This window comes from Actinomyces acetigenes (assembly GCF_031296635.1).
In the GTDB taxonomy this organism is placed as follows: Bacteria; Actinomycetota; Actinomycetes; order Actinomycetales; family Actinomycetaceae; genus Actinomyces; species Actinomyces acetigenes.
Genome location: NZ_JASPFC010000007.1, coordinates 60,352 through 76,251, shown reverse-complemented (window position 1 = coordinate 76,251; position 15,900 = coordinate 60,352). Strand labels below are relative to the sequence as shown.

The window sequence follows — 15,900 nt, the reverse complement described above, 5'->3', positions numbered from 1 at the left end:
CCCCATGCAGATCATGCCCCCGGTTCTCATGCCGATATGGATGGTCATCGTCATGGTCGTCGGTCTCCTGCTGGTGACCGCCTGGCTGCTGCGGACCTTCCTGGTGACCCGCCGCGACCTCTCCCAGGAGGTCGGAGACATCCCCATGGCGCCCCGTGAGCGCCGCCAGTGGGGTGAGCGTCTCGGTGAGATCTCCCAGCGCTGGGACGCCGGTGACCTGGACCTGCGCGAGCTGCACCTGGAGCTGGCGGCGCTGCTGCGCGGCTTCGCCGAGGCCCGCAGCGGGGAGGAGATCACCACCGCCACGGTCTCGGAGATCCTCGACATGGCCGCAACTGCCGGGCCGCGCTCGGTGGAGGAGCGGCGACGCAGCGTGCGCGCGGCGGGCCGTCCCCTGGACATCAACCCGCTGGGGCACGTCGGAGAGCTGCTCGCCGTGTGGGAGCAGCCCTCCTTCGACCGTGAGCCGCAGGCCGCCGCGCAGGAGGCCCTCACCCACGCCAGGGAGGTGGTCACCCGATGGTGATGCTCTGGTTATTCATCGTTCTTGTCGTCATCGCGGCCGCGACGATCATTGCGGTCTTCATCATCGACCGCCGTTCCAGCGGGGACCCCACCGTCAGGGCGCCCAAGCGTTTCAGGGTGCCCTGGAGCCGACGGGGCGAGGATCAGGCCGTCGAGCTGCCCCGCCGCCTGGCCAACTCGGCGAGCCTGTTCCAGCTGCCGGCGGTGCGCAAGCGCATCCGGGCTCAGCGCTGGCTGCATGCGCTCCTGGCGGTCATGCTGGTCTCGGGCCTGGTGAGCGCCGCCGCCATCGCTGGTCGGCCCGTGCGCGTCACCGAGCGCTCCGACGCCCTGGCCAACCGTGACATCGTCCTGTGCCTGGACGTGTCGACGTCGATGGTCAGGATCGACTCCTCGGTCTTGACGACCTTCTCCGAGATCCTGGAGGACTTCGACGGCGAGCGGGTGGGGATCGTGGCCTGGAACTCATCCGCGCAGACCATCGTCCCGCTGACGGACGACTACGAGCTGCTGCGTGACCAGCTCACCGAGCTGGGCGACGTGCTGGACATCGACCCGGAGAACGTCACCTTCAAGCAGCAGCTCGCCTACCAGGAGGCCTTCGGCGGCACGATCAACAACAGCATCAACGGCTCCTCCCTGGCTGGTGACGGGCTCGCCTCCTGCGCCCAAGCCTTCGACAACCAGGACCTGGATCGCTCCCGCTCCATCATCCTGGCCACCGACAACCAGGTCATCGACCCCGACAACGAGCAGATCTACCCCCTGACCGACGCCGTCAAGCTCCTGACCGAGCGCAAGATCCGCCTGTTCTCCATCTACGGCGCCGACAAGGACCAGCCCTACCAGAACCTCCTCGACAAGACTCCCGAGGAGTCCCGCGAGGAGCTCAAGACCGTCACCGAGGAGCAGGGCAAGGGACGCTTCTACGACGTCGAGGACTCCGGCACCGGGGGACAGATCGTCAAGGAGCTGGAGAAGACCGAGGTCTCCGCGCTCGGGGGGCGCAAGCAGACCCGTCGTACCGACGTCCCCCAGCGGCTCGTCATCACGCTCTCACTGGTGCTTCTGGGCTACCTGGGACTGACTACCTGGAGGCGAGCATGAAGCCGGTTCCGATCATTGGGGACTTCGCGCTCATCCCGGTCACCTGGTGGATTCTCGTCCTGCTCCTGGCGGCCGCCCTGACGGGGCTGCTCATCGTCTCCCGACGTCGACTGGTCCGTGACGATGCCGAGCCGGCCGCCCGCCGGGCCTGGTGGAGGCGCCTGGCCATCGTCGTCGTCATCGTGCTGGCGCTGGCGGGGCCGGCGATCCGCGGCAGCGAGGCCATCAGCGTCTCCAACGTGGAGATCTACATGGTGGTGGACCGCACCGGCTCCATGGCGGCGGAGGACTACCAGGGCAAGGGGCCCAAGGGCGTCGACCAGTCGGCCTCCACCAGGCTCGACGGCGTGCGCGCGGACATGCGGGCCATCCGCGAGGCCTTCCCGGACTCGCGCTTCTCCATCATCGCTCTGGACAACTCCGCAGCCCGGGAGCTGCCGCTGACTCACGACACCAACGCCGTCGACGCCTGGATCGGCTCCTTCAAGCAGGAGGTCACGGGCCACGCCACCGGGTCCTCGCTGGAGGTGGCGCTTCCGCTGCTGGGGCAGACGCTGGCGCAGTCCCGTCAGTCCGACCCCAAGGACATCCGCCTCGTCCACATCTTCTCCGACGGCGAGGCCACCGACGAGGGCCGCGGCGCACAGGTGGCCGACAACGCCGGCATCTCCTGGCAGTCCCTGGACGGCCTGGTCGACGGCGGCGCAGTGCTGGGCTACGGCTCCACCGAGGGCGGCAAGATGCGCAGCTACGACGGCTCGCCGTCCACCGGCGAGCACACCCAGTCCGACTACATCACCGACGGCCAGGGCGGGCAGCCAGGGGTGTCGAAGATCGACGCCGACGAGCTCCAGAAGGTGGCCAAGGAGATGGGGCTGCCCTACTACCACCGCACCGGCGGGTCGGGCGACGACCCGACGAGCAAGTTCACCAACCTCGACATCGAGGCCGTCTCCGCCGACGGGCGGGCCAAGACCAACGCCCGGGTGTACCTGACCTGGCCACTGGGACTCATCGCCTTCGGTCTGCTGCTGTGGGAGATCATCGATCTCATGCGAGCCGACCGTCGCCTGCGTCTTCTCATGGGAAGGGGAAGATGATGACGATAGGAAACACCCCCGGCGAGGTCCCCGGGCAGGGCAGCGGCGCGACGCTGCCCGGTGCCGTCGAGGGAGCGCAGGGTGACGCCGGCGCCTCGGAGCAGGTGCCCGACTACCTGCAGGAGGCGGACCCGAATGACGGGACCTCCTCACCGGACCCCTCGGCCCCCGAGGACCCCAGGCGGCGCGAGGCCCGTCTCAAGCGGCGCCGTCGGCTCCTGGCGATCGGCGGGGTGCCCGCGGCGCTGGCCACGATCATCTCCCTGTGGCTCGGCTCGATCTTCCTCATCTCCCTGGCCGGAAACCGTGCCGCGGCAGCCGGCCACTACGACACGGCTCTGTCGCGCTACCGCACGGTCGCCAGGATCAACCCCTGGCTGGAGCAGTGGCGCGTCCACTTCAACCTGGGCACCGGTCAGCTCGTCGCGAAGGATCCGACCTCCGCGGTGGCGACCCTCAACCAGGCTCTCAGTGAGGCGCCCGCCGCCAAGGTCGACTCGAAGACCAAGGCGAAGGAGGCCGGCTCCCCGGAGTGCATGGTGCGTACCAACCTGTACGTCGCCCACCTCACCCTGGCGGCCCAGGCCCAGGAGAGCGGAAGCTCCGCGGCAGTGACCGAGCACATCGAGGCGGCCAAGAAGGCGGCCGATACCTGCGAGGTGCCACCCCCGCCCGAACAGAATCCCTCCCCGAGCCCGAACCCCTCGGCCACGCCCAGCAGCGACCCGAGCGCGAACCCCTCCTCCCAGCCCAGCAGTGACCCGAGCTCCAGTCCGTCCTCGCAGCCCAGCAACGACCCGAGTTCGAGCCCCTCGTCGTCGGCGTCGAGCTCGCCGGGCGAGACCTCCTCCAGCACCCCGAGCGCCAAGCCGACCCCGACCCCGGTCGACGACCGGGCCAAGCGCCTACGGGACCGCAACAACGGCAGCCCGGGAACCACTGAGGATCCCGGAGGCAGTGACAGCAACAAGGGAAAGCCCTGGTGAGCGACTCCGATACGGGGAGGACCTCCCGCCTCGTCGTGGCGGCGGCGGTCCTGGACGATCTGGAGCATCCGACCGCCCTGCTGTGCGCGGCCCGTTCCTACCCGCCTGAGCACGCCGGCCAGTTCGAGCTCCCCGGCGGCAAGGTCGAGCCCGCTGAGCGGCCCGAGCAGGCCCTGGCCCGCGAGCTGGACGAGGAGATCGGCCTGAGCGTCCGCCTAGGACCCGAGCTCGTCGTACCCCGGCAGCTGGCGGTTGTGGCGCCACCGGACAGCGGCCCCGGCGACGACACCCCGGCCTGGCCGGCCATGCACGGCTTCAGGATGCGAGTGTGGCTGGCCGAGCCCGCCCGACCCGGGGACCGGGGCAGAGTCGGAACCGACCACCAACGGTTGGAGTGGGTGCGCCTGGAGCCGCCGGATCAGCTGCGCCGGCTGCCGTGGCTGGAGGCGGACCTGCCGATCATTGACGCGCTCGTGGACGCCCTGGGGCGCTGATGGGCACTGGGATGACGGCGGCGGGGTTGAGACGGGTGGCCCTCCTGAAGGCCTCGGGCTCGAGCCTGTCGGCAGTCCCGCGACGCCGGCCCTTCCCAGTTTCTGACACTTCTATCACTCGCGTCATCTCGTAAGTTAGGGTTGCCTCATGCCGAAGATCCTGGGTTCCTCACTGGCCGAGCATCGAGAGCGCACGCGCACCGCCCTGTTCCAGGCGCTGTCCGAGCTCATGAGCCAGCGCAGCTTCGACAAGATCACCCTGTCCGACGTCGCCAACCACGCGGGTGTGGGGCGCACCGCCGTCTACAACCACTTCGCGGACAAGGAGGACCTCCTCCTGGCCTTCATGGAGCACGAGGCCGGCCGCTACGCCGAGGAGCTCTCCCGGGCGCTGGCCGGCACCCAGGACCCGATCGACCGCCTGCGCATCTACGTGCGCCAGCAGGCCCTCATCGCCCGGCACTTCCACTTCCCGACGTCGGGACCGCTGTCCGGGGCGGTCTCGCGCGGGACTGCCGGTCGCTTCAAGGCCCACGGGGCGCTCCTGGCCCAGATGCTCTCCTCGATCCTTACTGACGCCATGGACCAGGGGCTCATCCCCGCCCAGGAGCCCGAGCAGGTCATCCCCCTCATCCACGCCACCGTCATGGGTGGGCGCCCGACCCCCACGGATCCGGAGCAGCGCCGGGCCTACCTGGAGAGCCTGGACGTCTTCGTGCTGCGGGCGGTGGGGGCCCGTCAGCCCGCCCACGCGGTTCCGACCATTGCCCAGCCCCACGCCACCGAGCCCCTGGAGGGCGCCGAGGTCCCCGGTTCGCTTCATCACAGCGCGGTCGGCTGACAGCGTGAGCCATGGCCTGCCACGCAGGCGGGCGGGCCTGGCAGACTTCCGCTCGTGAACCTGAGCTGGACTGACACCTGGAACGACCTGCTGAACCGCGCCTCGAACGTCGTCGGCCTGGATCCCGGCGTGCTGTGGCCAGCGCTGGCGATCCTCCTCATCGTCCTGGCCTGGGCCCCGGCCCGCCGCTGGGGACGCACCCTGGTGACGATCGTCCACGAGGCCGGGCACGCCGCCGTCGGCCTCATGGTAGGGCGGCGCTTCCGCGGATTCGTGGTGAGCCGGGACCTGTCCGGGCACGCCGTGACCGCCGGCAAGCCCACCGGCCCCGGCCGAGTGGCCACCTCCTGGGCCGGCTACCCCGCCCCGGCCGTCCTGGGCGCCGTCGTCGTGCTCCTGGCCCTCAAGGGCTGGGCGAGCGCGGTCCTCCTGCTGGGACTGGTGCTCCTGGCGGTCCTGCTGGTCATGTCCCGCTCCGTGCGCACGGTCCTGCTGGTCCTGCTCGTGGCCCTCCTGACCGGGGCCCTGTGGTGGTGGGGCGGGCAGTGGCGCGACGGCGTCGTCGCCGGGGTCGGGCTGGCCCTGCTGGTGGGGGCCTGGGACTCCCTGCGTGACGTCGCCGCCTCACGCGACCCGAGCCAGGACCACCGCACCCTGGCCCACCTGACCCGGGTTCCCGCCGGCGTGTGGCTGGCCAGCTGGTTCCTCGTGGACGCGGCGGCTACCGGCGTCGTCGTGCTGGCCCTGCGCGATCTCCTGTGAGGTGAGGGCGGGCCTCGCGTCCGAGCCCGCCGCCAGCATGGCCTACGCTTCCTCCTGGCGACGCGGGGCCCGCAGTGCCCTCCCGCCGTCCCCGCCCGACGTCGCTCACCGTGAGCCCACAGGCGCCGTTGCGGCCCCGGGCTCACCCCGCTCCCGGGCACTCCGGGATTCCCTCAAGGAGAACACATGATGCTGTCCCGCAGGACGTTCGCCCTGACCTCTCTGGGGCTGGCCGTCTCAGCCACCCTCGCCGCCTGCTCGTCGAAGTCGAAGGACGGAGCCACCGAGGAGGGCAAGATGGCGCTCATCGTCTCCGATGAGGGCGAGGCCGCCGCGGAGGCGCTGTCCAAGGCGGTGGAGGCATTTACCAAGGACACCAAGGTGGAGGTGGACATCAAGCCCGTCTCCGACGTCTCCCAGGAGCTGGCCCGCGGGATCACCGCCGAGCCGACCATCGACGTCGTCGTCCTCAACCCGGCCCAGCTGTCCAGCTACGCCGGCTCCCTGCACCCCTGGGACAAGGGGTCGGCCGCTGTCAAGGACGCGCACCCCGCGCTGCTGACCAGCGCCACCCGGCAGGAGAAGATCGCCGCGGCGCCCCGGGACGTCTCCACCCTCGCCCTGTACGTCAACACCTCGCTGTGGTCGGCCGCGGGCCTGAGCGACTCGGACTACCCGACCACCTGGGAGCAGCTCGACCAGGTGGCCGCCAAGCTCACCTCCGGTGGGGTCGTCGGCCTGACCCTCGATGCCTCCTACGCGCGCGTGGGCGCCTTCCTCATCCAGGGCGGTGGGGGCCTGACCAGCGCCGACGGCACGAAGGCCACGGCCTCCTCCGAGGGCTCGGTGGCGGGCCTGACCCAGGTCAAGACGCTCCTGTCCTCCGGCTCGGCCGGATGGGGCGCCGACCTGCCCGCCGGTTCCGCCGCTGACGCTTTCGGCCAGGGGCAGGCCGCCATGGTGATCGAGACCGAGGCCCTGGTCAAGACCCTGGCGGACACCTACTCGGGCGTCTCCTACAAGGTGGTCGAGCTGCCGGCCGGCAGCGGCGGCAAGGGGACCCTGCAGTTCCCGACCTTCTACGGCGTCGTCGAGGCCTCCAAGCACAAGGCCGACGCCATCAAGCTCGTGGAGTACCTCACCGCCGCTGAGCGGCAGGTGGCCCTGGCCGGCGCGGCCGGCACGGTCCCCGCCGGCAAGTCCGCCGGCGAGACCTGGAAGGGAAAGCACGCCGACCAGGCGGCCTTCCTGGCCGGCGTCGAGTACTCCCAGCCCGTGCCCTCCGCCTCCGGCACCTCGGACATCATCGCCAACTTCGACAACGAGCTGCCCGGGCTGGCCGGAGGCGACCCGGCAAGCGTCCTGGGCAGCGCCCAGGTGAACCTGCAGGCCGTCCTGTCCTGACCCCGGGGCGCCGTCGGTCAGTGCTGGCCGGTGCTGGCTGGCACTGGCTGGTGCTGGCTGGCGCCGTCGGGGCCGTGCAGCAACGAACGAGGGCCCGAACCGTGACGGTCCGGGCCCTCGGGCTGGAGCGGGTGACGGGAATCGAACCCGCGCTGTCAGCTTGGGAAGCTGAAGTTCTACCATTGAACTACACCCGCGTGGCACCAGTGGATGTGCGTCCCAGGTGCGTGCGGAAGTCTAACCCAGACTCCGGTCGTCTACGCAAATCGGCTTGCGGAGGGGCCTCGTGGACCGCGCCGGCGACGCCTTCGCCACTACACTTACTCACGGATTCCCTGACGTCTTCATACGTGTGGTGAGTGCATGACTGATCCCTCCAACTCTCACGAGCCCGCCGAGCCGACTGAGCCCGCTGCGAGTCCCGGCCCGGACGCGCCGGCGCTGCCCGCGGGTTCCGCCCCCACGGACTACCCGTCAGGCGGGTACCCGCCCTATGGCGGCCCCTACGGTCCCGGTGCCCAGTCGGGGTATGACCCGCAGTGGGCCTACGCGCCCCCGCCCGGTTACGGCACGCCTCCTGGGTACAGTGCGCCTGCCGGCTACGGTCCCGTCCCCGGCTACGGTCCCCTCGTCTACCCGGGCAAGTCCAAGGTGGCCGCAGGCATTCTGGCGCTGCTCCTCGGAGCCTTCGGAATCCACAACTTCTACCTGGGCTACACGGGCAAGGCGCTCTTCCAGCTCCTGGGCACGCTCTTGACCTGCGGGATCCTGGCTCCTCCGATCGCCATCTGGGCCTTCATCGAGGGCATCCTCATCCTGGTGGCCCGCCCCGGCGAGGCGCCGTGGGGTGTTGACGCCTCCGGCATGCCGCTGAGCAGCTGAGGCGCGGTCCGGGCCTCTCGGATCCCCCAGGGCCGGAATCCGTGTGACGCCTCCAGGAGGACCTGGCACAATCGGGACCGTGCTGCTCTCAGACCGCGATATCCGCACCGAGCTCGACGCCGGGCGGGTCGTCCTCGACCCCTACGATCCCGAGATGATTCAGCCGGCCTCCATCGACGTGCGCCTGGACCGATGGTTCCGTCTCTTCGACAACCACCGCTACCCGGTCATCGACCCGGCCGCCGACCAGACCGGGCTGACCCACCTGGTCGACGTCGGAGCCGACGAGCCCTTCGTCCTGCACCCCGGGGAGTTCGTCCTGGGGGCTACCTACGAGCGCATCACCCTGCCCGACGACGTCGCCGCCCGCCTGGAGGGCAAGTCGAGCCTGGGGCGCCTGGGGCTGCTGACCCACTCCACCGCTGGATTCATCGACCCGGGCTTCACCGGGCACGTCACCCTGGAGCTGTCCAACACGGCCACGATGCCCATCAAGCTCTGGCCGGGGATGAAGGTGGGGCAGCTGTGCTTCTTCCGCCTGTCCAGCCCCGCCCAGGCCCCCTACGGCTCGGGCGCCACCGGCTCGCGCTACCAGGGCCAGCGCGGACCGACGGCCTCCCGCTCGCATCAGTCCTTCCACCGCACCCGCATCCCCGACACCCCGGCGGCCCCCGCCGACGGCGCCGCTCCCATCTCCCAGGAGAAGCACGCATGAGCGACTCGACCGACTTCGCCGTCTCCCTGCCCACCGACACCGGCACCTTCACTGCCGCCTCCATGCTGCCGGTCGGGCTGCTGGACACCAACCACGTCCTGCTCCTGGCTGACGACGTCGCCCCCGACGAGGTCGAGGCCCTGGCCCTGTCCCAGGACATCCAGTCCGGCTGGGTGGGGGTCTCCAGCCTCCAGCTCTTCCCCGGGGTCTCCCTGCTGGGGCCCTGGAAGGTCGACGCCGAGATGCGCAGCCTCCTGGGGGCGCCGGAGTGGACCACCCAGCTGATGATCCTGGACTGCCCCCGCATCCGTGCCGGCGCCCTGCCGGCCGAGCTCGCCGGCCTGGACCCGCTCTCCGACGCCTTCCCCCGCGCCCAGCCCACGGGGGCCGAGCTGGTGGCCCTCACCCGCCTGCGCGCCATCGCCCGGCGCCTGGCCGGGGCCCTGCGGCTCATTCCCGGAGGGGACGACGAGGAGCCGGTGCTGGTCGAGCCCAGCCCGGAGGTCTCGGCCTCCCTGACCGTCTACGCCCCGGTGTGGCTCGGGCCGGAGGACCTGGTGGCTGTCCTGCAGCCCGTGGCCCCCGAGGTGAGCACCGCTCTGGAGGTCGTTCAGCCTCGCGGCGCCGTCGGGCTGGACGCCATTGACCCCGAGCAGCTGGAGAGTCTCGTTGAGCGCATCGGCCCGGACGTCTTCGAGAAGGCCTGGCGCGGCTCGGAGAAGGTCCGCCAGGACACGATGCGTCAGGAGATCGTCGCCGCCGCCACCGGCAACGTCATTGAGGAGGTGCGTGACGGCTACGCGGTCGTCACCCCGGTCGACCCCGAGCACGAGGGCTGGGGGCGCATCGAGGTGCGCGCCGGTGCCACCGACGGACTGCCTCTGGCCGTGCGCGGTGAGCCGTGGGCGCGTGGGGCGGTCCTGTCCTACGACTTGCGCTGGATCCCCCTGGACCAGGCCGACGCCTACGCCGAAGTGGTCTCCCGCTCCCGGCGCCGCGAGCGCCAGACCGCCCGGGACCTGGTCGAGGAGCTCGCCACCGTCCTAGTGGCCGCCGTCTCCGGGGTGGCCGTGGACGACGACGGATTCCTCGTCTCCCTGGGTGAGGACGCCGAGGAGGCCTGAGAGGTCTCGTCAGGGCGGTGTGGGCGCCGCGCGGCCCCCGGGGAGGCGTTGTCGTGAGACTTCCGGTACTGTACGAGGGCGGGGTGCCACTGGGTGAGGTTCGGGGGTACTCCGCGCGGGCCGGGCCCTCGTGCGGCACGCACAACCCCTGACCAGTCCACCCCGAGGCTCGTGGACTAGCCTGCCGGGACGTGGCCGACTGAAACGGGGACTGCGTTTTCCTCCCAGAACGTCCTTCTCCCGCAGACAACTGAGGCCGTACCCCAGTCGCCTGCGGGACAACGCAGTCCTCGTGGGAGAAGTAAGTCCCCGATCAGGGACGGCGCGGTGGCATCTGGCCCGGTGGCCCCGGCACTGCTCGCAGCCCGGAGGCCTACTGACGCGGCCCCGCAGACTCGGGCTTGGGACGGGCTCGCTCGGCACCCGGCGTGGTGCGCGCCGTCAGACGCTCGACGCCATCCCGCGCCCTTGCCGCGTCCCAGTGCCAACCGGCGAAGCGGCGAGCCTCAACGAGCGAGCGGACCCAGGCCACCGGCTCCTCGCCGCGCTGAGCCCCCACCGCCAGATAGTGGCGCAGCAGGCCAGCAGCGGCCAGGGCATCGTCGAGCGCGTTGTGGTGGCGGCCGATCTCCACCCCGGCCACCTCGCAGCAGGTGGTCAGCCGGCGCGACGGCGTCGTCATGAAATGGCGCGCCCACTCCATCGTGCACACCCGCGGCACCCGCGCGCCCCGGTCAAGCAGCCCCCGCGTCCCCAGCGCCTGGGTGAGGAAACCGACGTCGAAGCGGGCATTGTGGGCCACCACCGCCCGCCCGGCCAGGTTGGCCACCAGCAGGTCGGCGACGTCGTCGAAGCCGGGCGCCCCAATGAGATCCTCGGCGACGAGACCGTGGATATGGGTGGGGCCGACGTCCACGCACGCACCGGGGTCGATGAGCGTGGACCAGCTGCGCTCGACGCGCCCGGCGGCGTCGGTGAGCACGAGCGCGACCTCCAGGATCGAGTCCGTCGTGGGGGACAGGCCGGTGGTCTCCAGATCGACGACGGCGTAGCCGACACCGGCGGCCTCGGCCAGCTCAGCGGGTGTGGGAGCGGCGGCCGCCTGGCCGGGGGCCATGGGGGAGCGGCGGGGGCGCAACGGGCCGCGGTCGGCGGGCGGGCGGTGGTAGAAGGGCATCGCTCTGATCCTCTCGCGAGCCGGCAGGTTTCGCCGACTCACGGCGCGCCGGGGCGCTGACCGGGGTGGTCCGGGCTGGCTCCGGGAGCTTCAGCAGGCCGGCGCTCGCGGCCGTGCCAGACGGCTCGCAGACGGAAGCGGGGGTCTGGTCCTCGTGGCGTAAGGTACGGTCGCGGGGGCGCTCGGCCTGCCGCGTCGAGAGCCGGTCCAGGTGAGGAGGAGCGATGACCATCCCGGACACCCCTCAGGCGCCGGCTCCTGCTCTGTCGGCGCTGGCCGCCTTCCCCTTCCCGACCGCCCTCGTCGTGACCGGCAGGTCCGCCGCCGGCGACGGCGTGCTCTTCGAGGCCGGGGACATTGACGAGATCTTCCCTTTCGCCTCGGTGACTAAGCCGATTGTCGCCTGGGCGGCCCTGGTCGCCGTCGATCGGGGACTGCTGGACCTGGAGGCTCCCGCTGGTTCTCCCGCGCCCGACGGCGCGACCATCGAGAACCTGCTGTCCCACTCCTCGGGGATCGCGGCCGACTCCGACGAGCGCCTGGCGGCCCCGGGCACGCGCCGCATCTACTCCAACCGCGGCATCGAGATCCTGGGTGAGCGCCTCGAGGAGGCCACCGGCACGCCCCTGGAGACCTGGGTGGAGACCACGGTGCTCGAGCCCCTGGGGATGGCCAGCGTCCTCATCCCCGGCTCGCCCGCCCACTCCGGGGAGGGCAGCGCCCGCGACCTGTCCCTGTTCGCCCGCGAGCTGGCCGCGCCCAGGCTCGTCTCGCCCGCCCTCGCGCAGCGCGCCCGCACTCCGGTCCTGCCCGGCCTCGACGGCGTCCTACCCGGCTATGGGCGACAGACCCCCAACCCCTTCGGCCTGGGGGTGGAGGTGCGCGGAGCCAAGTCCCCGCACTGGACCGGGACCGGCAACAGTGAGCAGACCTTCGGGCACTTCGGCCAGTCGGGCTCCTTCATCTGGGTGGATCCGGTCGCCGAGCGCCAGGCCGTCTTCCTGGGGGCCAAGCCCTTCGGGGCGGTTCACCGGCGGACCTGGCCCGAGCTCGGCGACCAAATCCTGGCCTTGTAGGGGACTGCGGACGAAGGACGCCCGGTGTCCGTCCGCCCGGGCAATACTCGGCCGGGCAATACTCGGCCGGGCCGCTTGAGGTGACGCCGCTGGCCCGTTGCCGCGTGAGGGGCGTCCCTTGGGCCTTTGGTGTGATATCTGGCTCTCCAGGGTGACTTGTTCTGCTGGCGCACACGTGCTTAGTTCTGCTTGATGGGGAGAGTTGAGTTCCCGAGGTCGCGGACTGAAGCGGTCAGCCTGTCGGTGCTCACCTGCACCTCCGCGCGGCAGACGATCCGGTGGTCCCTGGACTGGCGAGTCACCCGAATGTTGCGGTCGACCGACCGGCCGGAGAAGTCCTCGTACTTCTTGCCACAGTCGACCTCCTCCGGCGCGTCGTAGAACTCCTCGGAGGCGTGGTCGGCGTCGCAAGAGGTCGCCTGCCCCTGACGGTTGAAGCACCGACGGAACTCGCCGCCGTCCTTGTAGCCGTTGTGGTCGTTGTCGGATGCCCAGATGTCCTTGAGTGACACGTGCGGCATTCCCGACGGCCTCTCGACGACGCACCGGTCCTCCGTGTTCTCAAGGGGTTTGACGTCGATGTTTGAGGCGAGGAGGTCAATGCCGGGCATGCCGCCCATGTGGAGGATGAGCGCACTCGTATCGCAGGAGAATCCGTCCGGTTTGGCGAACACCTCCCGCGAGTGCGGCGAGTCGCACGGCGTCGGAGTGTCTCCGTCGTAGCAGCCCGACACCGGTGAACCTGTTTGCGTGGAGCTCTCGTTGGCTGCAGCGGAGTGAGGCTCTATGGCGGGTGAGGTCGAGGGAGACTCGGAGGAAGGGGACTGGAGGGGGCCAGGCGAGGGCTGCTCGGCCTGCTGGGAGTACGTCAGCCAGGTGGTAGCCAGTGATGCGATTCCGATCGTCGCGGTGACCGCAAGGCTTGCTATGCCGACCGTCACGCCTCGTTTGCTGTCTTTTGCTTGCTCGACAGTGGCGGCCCTGGACTCCTGTTCCGTGACGATACGCGGTTTATCTGACGTGTTGTCGGTTTTGGAACGGAAGACCTTCATTCCGCCGCCTCCTGCTATTCCAGCCTCATATCGAACATGACGGCAGTGAGGGAGCTGGAGCCGTTGTACTTGAATCCGTCGCGATTTAATGGAATGAGATCGATCTTGAGTGCATTGACTTTGGTGACATCAATCTCAAGGGGCTTGATCTCATTGAAAGGGATATCGACAAACTGATCACTCTTCCCGTCCTTGTACACCTCAACTCTGAGGGTGAGGTCGGAGGATGCTGAATTATTGTCCTGTCCGGCATTGAAGGTGAGCTTGCGGAACCGGTTCTCCAGTCGAAGCTCGGCCTCAACGCCATCGCTGTCCCTTAAACGTGCACCAATCCCCTTCTTCTTGCTGGTCGTGGCCACGTTGTAGAGATCTTCTTTCAGGATGAATGGTGGGTTGAACAGGTCAGCTCGTGTGAGGTCGCGTCCCTGGGTGTTGGTGAGGCTTCCGCCCCCGGCCGGCGGGGTGGAGGGTGTCACGTCGTCAGTGCCGTGCGTGGGTGGCGTCGACGGATCGCCCGCTGTGGGTGTGGCCGTTGCCGAAGGGGAGCTGGTGGGTGTCGGAGTCTCGGTCGGGGATGGGGAGGAGGGGCCTCCGGTCTGCGGGGCTGGTGGTGGCTGTGTGCTGGGTTCAGAGGCGGCTCGCTGTTTCGAGCACGCCGCCAATGTCATGGCGGTCAGTGAGGAGAGGGTGAGGGCCGTACGTCGACTGACCGGCTTGAGCACATATTTCATACGGACATCATATGTCTGATATGTCGAGGTTCCGACGGGCGTGAAGTGTCATTTCTATACAAATATTCCCGGGACAATCTGGCTGGATTCTTGATTGTCTTCCATGGGTCAGACCGGTAAACCCGCGGCGTCAGCGAGCGGGTTGCGTGTCCGCCCCCAGCCGCTTCTCCCACCTGGCTTTCCGGGCCGCGGCCCTCGGCCTCAGCTGACCTCAACGATGACGGGGACGTGGTCGGAGGCGCCCTTGCCCTTGCGCTCGTCGCGGTCGATGGCGGCGCCGGTGACGCGACCCGCCAGGGCCGGTGAGGCGTAGACGAAGTCGATGCGCATGCCCTCGTTCCTCGGGAAGCGCAGCTTCTGGTAGTCCCAGTACGTGTAGTTGGTGACCCGCTCGCGCGTGACCTCACTCAAGCCCGCCTCGGCGAAGGCGGCGAAGGCCTCACGCTCCGGTAAGGAGACGTGGGTGGCGCCCTCGAAGACGCTCATGTCCCACACGTCCTCGTCCCTGGGCGCCACGTTCCAGTCGCCCACCAGCGCCAGCGGCAGGTCGGGCTCGGCCTCGAGCCAGGCGGCGACGTCGTCACGCAGCACCCGCAGCCAGTCGAGCTTGTACGTGTAGTGTGGGTGGGTGAGCTCGCGGCCGTTGGGCACATACAGGCTCCACAGGCGCACCGGCCTCGCATCCGAGGCCGCACCCACCGTCGCCCCCAGCGCCCGGGCCTCGACGACCGGCTCGGCCTCGGGCTTAGCCGCCCAGGCGGGTTGGCCAGGGAAGGAGGTGGTGACGTCGTCGAGGCCCACGCGCGAGGCGATCGCCACCCCGTTCCACTGGTTGAGGCCGTGGATGGCCAGCTCGTAGCCGGCCGCCTCGAAGGGCTCGACCGGGAACTGGTCGGGGCGGCACTTGATCTCCTGCATCGCCAGAGCGTCAATGTCCTCGCGCTCCAGGAAGGCCAGGACGCGGTCGACACGGGTGCGGATGGAGTTGACGTTCCAGGTGGCCAGGCGCATGGCAGCAGGGTAACCGGCGGCAGGGCGGGTTCCCATTGATCGCTCAGTAAGCGTCCTTAATCTGCCGCCATGGGAACAGCACTTGTCACCGGGGCCACGAGCGGCCTCGGCCTGGAGTTCGCCTGGCAGCTCGCCCAGGCCCGTCATGATCTCGTCCTCGTGGCGCGCACCCCTGAGCGCCTGCGGAAGGTGGCCGAGGAGGTGCGGCAGTTCGCAGGCGTCCAGGTGGAGACTCTGCAGGCCGACCTGTCCGAGCGCGATGAGCTCGAGCGCGTCGCCGAGCGCCTGCGGGACAAGAGCAAGCCCGTGGGGCTCCTGGTCAACAACGCCGGCTTCGGGCTGGGGCAGCAGTTCGTCGAGGGAGACCTGGCCCGCGAGGAGCAGGCCCTCGACGTCATGGTCCGGGCGGTCATGGTGGCCTCCCACGCGGCGGCCGGCGCCATGGTGGAGCGCGGACGCGGTGCCATTCTCAACGTCTCCTCTGTTGCCGCGCACAATGTCGTAGGTACCTACGCGGCCCACAAGGCCTGGGTGCTGCGGTTCACTGAGGCACTGGCCGTCGAGCTCGCCGGCACCGGGGTGAGCGCCACGGCGCTGTGCCCGGGGCTGGTCCACACCGGCTTCCACGCCACGGCCGGCATCGATGAGACCCAGTGGAAGGCGCCACTGTGGCTGGACGCCGAGCGCGTGGTCAGTGACGGACTCGCTGCGGTGCGCCGCGGCCAGGTCATCTGCACCCCGAGCCTGCGCTACCGCAGCGCCAACGCCATACTGCGACTGGCACCCCGCTGGCTCGTGCGCCGAATGGCCAGTGAACCTGAGCGCTCCGGTCGAGGGCACGACTGAGGTCGTGGAGGCTCACTGACGGCGCAAAGTGTCACAGATGGCGACTATTCGGGGGCTATTCGCATTA

The 15,900-nt window shown here is 69.9% G+C and carries 17 protein-coding genes and 1 tRNA gene; 13 read left to right on the top strand and 5 right to left on the bottom strand.

The window, feature by feature from the left end:
- Positions 1-4 precede the first annotated feature (4 nt).
- From RIV14_RS04340 to RIV14_RS04305, 8 genes are all read left to right on the top strand, one after another.
- Positions 5-526, top strand: coding sequence for an alpha-amylase (locus RIV14_RS04340; protein ID WP_070658171.1), 522 nt, complete (start codon positions 5-7; stop codon positions 524-526).
- A complete protein-coding gene (locus RIV14_RS04335) occupies positions 520-1,632 on the top strand; it encodes a vWA domain-containing protein (protein WP_075373150.1) in 1,113 nt (370 codons plus the stop codon). The genes RIV14_RS04340 and RIV14_RS04335 overlap by 7 nt, the downstream gene beginning before the upstream one ends.
- Complete coding sequence (locus RIV14_RS04330; protein ID WP_309324922.1) at positions 1,629-2,732, top strand: VWA domain-containing protein; 1,104 nt, start codon at positions 1,629-1,631, stop codon at positions 2,730-2,732. Before RIV14_RS04335 ends, RIV14_RS04330 begins: the two co-directional genes overlap by 4 nt.
- Positions 2,729-3,718: a tetratricopeptide repeat protein gene (locus tag RIV14_RS04325; RefSeq protein ID WP_075373148.1), complete on the top strand. Its 990-nt coding sequence runs from the start codon at positions 2,729-2,731 to the stop codon at positions 3,716-3,718. Before RIV14_RS04330 ends, RIV14_RS04325 begins: the two co-directional genes overlap by 4 nt.
- On the top strand, positions 3,715-4,212 hold the full coding sequence (locus RIV14_RS04320; RefSeq protein ID WP_075373147.1) for an NUDIX domain-containing protein: 498 nt from the start codon (positions 3,715-3,717) through the stop codon (positions 4,210-4,212). Before RIV14_RS04325 ends, RIV14_RS04320 begins: the two co-directional genes overlap by 4 nt.
- A 148-nt stretch (positions 4,213-4,360) precedes the next feature.
- A complete protein-coding gene (locus tag RIV14_RS04315) occupies positions 4,361-5,053 on the top strand; it encodes a TetR/AcrR family transcriptional regulator (protein ID WP_075373146.1) in 693 nt (230 codons plus the stop codon).
- A 54-nt stretch (positions 5,054-5,107) separates the two neighbouring features.
- A complete protein-coding gene (locus RIV14_RS04310; protein ID WP_075371248.1) occupies positions 5,108-5,815 on the top strand; it encodes a M50 family metallopeptidase in 708 nt (235 codons plus the stop codon).
- Positions 5,816-6,001: 186 nt separating this feature from the next.
- The gene (locus RIV14_RS04305; RefSeq protein ID WP_075373145.1) at positions 6,002-7,219 is read left to right on the top strand and encodes a sugar ABC transporter substrate-binding protein; all 1,218 of its coding nucleotides are present in this window, start codon (positions 6,002-6,004) and stop codon (positions 7,217-7,219) included.
- 123 nt (positions 7,220-7,342) lie between these two features.
- Here RIV14_RS04305 and RIV14_RS04300 read toward each other — a convergent pair.
- Positions 7,343-7,416, bottom strand: a tRNA-Gly gene (locus tag RIV14_RS04300).
- Positions 7,417-7,582: 166 nt separating this feature from the next.
- Here RIV14_RS04300 and RIV14_RS04295 point away from each other — a divergent pair.
- From RIV14_RS04295 to RIV14_RS04285, 3 genes are all read left to right on the top strand, one after another.
- Entirely contained in the window at positions 7,583-8,101 is a 519-nt protein-coding gene (locus tag RIV14_RS04295; protein ID WP_256699341.1) for a TM2 domain-containing protein, read from the top strand.
- Between the two features lie 79 nt (positions 8,102-8,180).
- Entirely contained in the window at positions 8,181-8,816 is a 636-nt protein-coding gene (dcd, locus tag RIV14_RS04290; protein ID WP_075371250.1) for a dCTP deaminase, read from the top strand.
- A complete protein-coding gene (locus tag RIV14_RS04285) occupies positions 8,813-9,940 on the top strand; it encodes a hypothetical protein (protein ID WP_075373144.1) in 1,128 nt (375 codons plus the stop codon). The genes dcd and RIV14_RS04285 overlap by 4 nt, the downstream gene beginning before the upstream one ends.
- 373 nt (positions 9,941-10,313) lie before the next feature.
- Here the strand turns inward: RIV14_RS04285 and RIV14_RS04280 are convergent, their stop codons facing one another.
- Positions 10,314-11,117 carry a 3'-5' exonuclease gene (locus tag RIV14_RS04280; protein ID WP_075373143.1) on the bottom strand — a complete coding sequence of 268 codons (804 nt, stop codon included), beginning with the start codon at positions 11,115-11,117 and terminating at the stop codon, positions 10,314-10,316.
- Positions 11,118-11,341: 224 nt separating this feature from the next.
- On the opposite strand from RIV14_RS04280, the gene RIV14_RS04275 reads away from it, so the two are divergent.
- Positions 11,342-12,193, top strand: coding sequence for a serine hydrolase domain-containing protein (locus RIV14_RS04275; RefSeq protein ID WP_075373142.1), 852 nt, complete (start codon positions 11,342-11,344; stop codon positions 12,191-12,193).
- Between the two features lie 179 nt (positions 12,194-12,372).
- On the opposite strand, the gene RIV14_RS04270 is transcribed toward RIV14_RS04275, so the two are convergent.
- The 3 genes from RIV14_RS04270 to RIV14_RS04260 all read right to left on the bottom strand — a co-directional run bounded on the left by RIV14_RS04270 (position 12,373) and on the right by RIV14_RS04260 (position 14,987).
- On the bottom strand, positions 12,373-13,245 hold the full coding sequence (locus RIV14_RS04270) for a hypothetical protein (protein ID WP_075373141.1): 873 nt from the start codon (positions 13,243-13,245) through the stop codon (positions 12,373-12,375).
- Between the two features lie 14 nt (positions 13,246-13,259).
- Positions 13,260-13,976: a hypothetical protein gene (locus RIV14_RS04265; RefSeq protein WP_075373140.1), complete on the bottom strand. Its 717-nt coding sequence runs from the start codon at positions 13,974-13,976 to the stop codon at positions 13,260-13,262.
- A 201-nt stretch (positions 13,977-14,177) separates the two neighbouring features.
- Positions 14,178-14,987 (bottom strand): exodeoxyribonuclease III, encoded by an 810-nt coding sequence (locus RIV14_RS04260; protein ID WP_075373158.1) that lies wholly within the window; start codon positions 14,985-14,987, stop codon positions 14,178-14,180.
- Positions 14,988-15,056: 69 nt separating this feature from the next.
- Between RIV14_RS04260 and RIV14_RS04255 the strand changes: the two genes are divergently transcribed.
- Positions 15,057-15,833 carry an SDR family NAD(P)-dependent oxidoreductase gene (locus RIV14_RS04255; RefSeq protein ID WP_075373139.1) on the top strand — a complete coding sequence of 259 codons (777 nt, stop codon included), beginning with the start codon at positions 15,057-15,059 and terminating at the stop codon, positions 15,831-15,833.
- Positions 15,834-15,900 lie beyond the last annotated feature (67 nt).

Coding starts and splice junctions, on each gene's coding strand:
- RIV14_RS04325 (WP_075373148.1), top strand. CDS start 2,729: ATGATGACGATAGGAAACACCCCCGGCGAGGTCCCCGGGCAGGGCAGC.
- RIV14_RS04260 (WP_075373158.1), bottom strand. CDS start 14,987: ATGCGCCTGGCCACCTGGAACGTCAACTCCATCCGCACCCGTGTCGAC.
- RIV14_RS04295 (WP_256699341.1), top strand. CDS start 7,583: ATGACTGATCCCTCCAACTCTCACGAGCCCGCCGAGCCGACTGAGCCC.
- RIV14_RS04305 (WP_075373145.1), top strand. CDS start 6,002: ATGATGCTGTCCCGCAGGACGTTCGCCCTGACCTCTCTGGGGCTGGCC.
- RIV14_RS04340 (WP_070658171.1), top strand. CDS start 5: ATGCAGATCATGCCCCCGGTTCTCATGCCGATATGGATGGTCATCGTC.
- RIV14_RS04280 (WP_075373143.1), bottom strand. CDS start 11,117: ATGCCCTTCTACCACCGCCCGCCCGCCGACCGCGGCCCGTTGCGCCCC.
- RIV14_RS04270 (WP_075373141.1), bottom strand. CDS start 13,245: ATGAAGGTCTTCCGTTCCAAAACCGACAACACGTCAGATAAACCGCGT.
- RIV14_RS04315 (WP_075373146.1), top strand. CDS start 4,361: ATGCCGAAGATCCTGGGTTCCTCACTGGCCGAGCATCGAGAGCGCACG.
- RIV14_RS04255 (WP_075373139.1), top strand. CDS start 15,057: ATGGGAACAGCACTTGTCACCGGGGCCACGAGCGGCCTCGGCCTGGAG.
- RIV14_RS04265 (WP_075373140.1), bottom strand. CDS start 13,976: ATGAAATATGTGCTCAAGCCGGTCAGTCGACGTACGGCCCTCACCCTC.
- RIV14_RS04330 (WP_309324922.1), top strand. CDS start 1,629: ATGAAGCCGGTTCCGATCATTGGGGACTTCGCGCTCATCCCGGTCACC.
- RIV14_RS04335 (WP_075373150.1), top strand. CDS start 520: ATGGTGATGCTCTGGTTATTCATCGTTCTTGTCGTCATCGCGGCCGCG.
- RIV14_RS04275 (WP_075373142.1), top strand. CDS start 11,342: ATGACCATCCCGGACACCCCTCAGGCGCCGGCTCCTGCTCTGTCGGCG.
- RIV14_RS04285 (WP_075373144.1), top strand. CDS start 8,813: ATGAGCGACTCGACCGACTTCGCCGTCTCCCTGCCCACCGACACCGGC.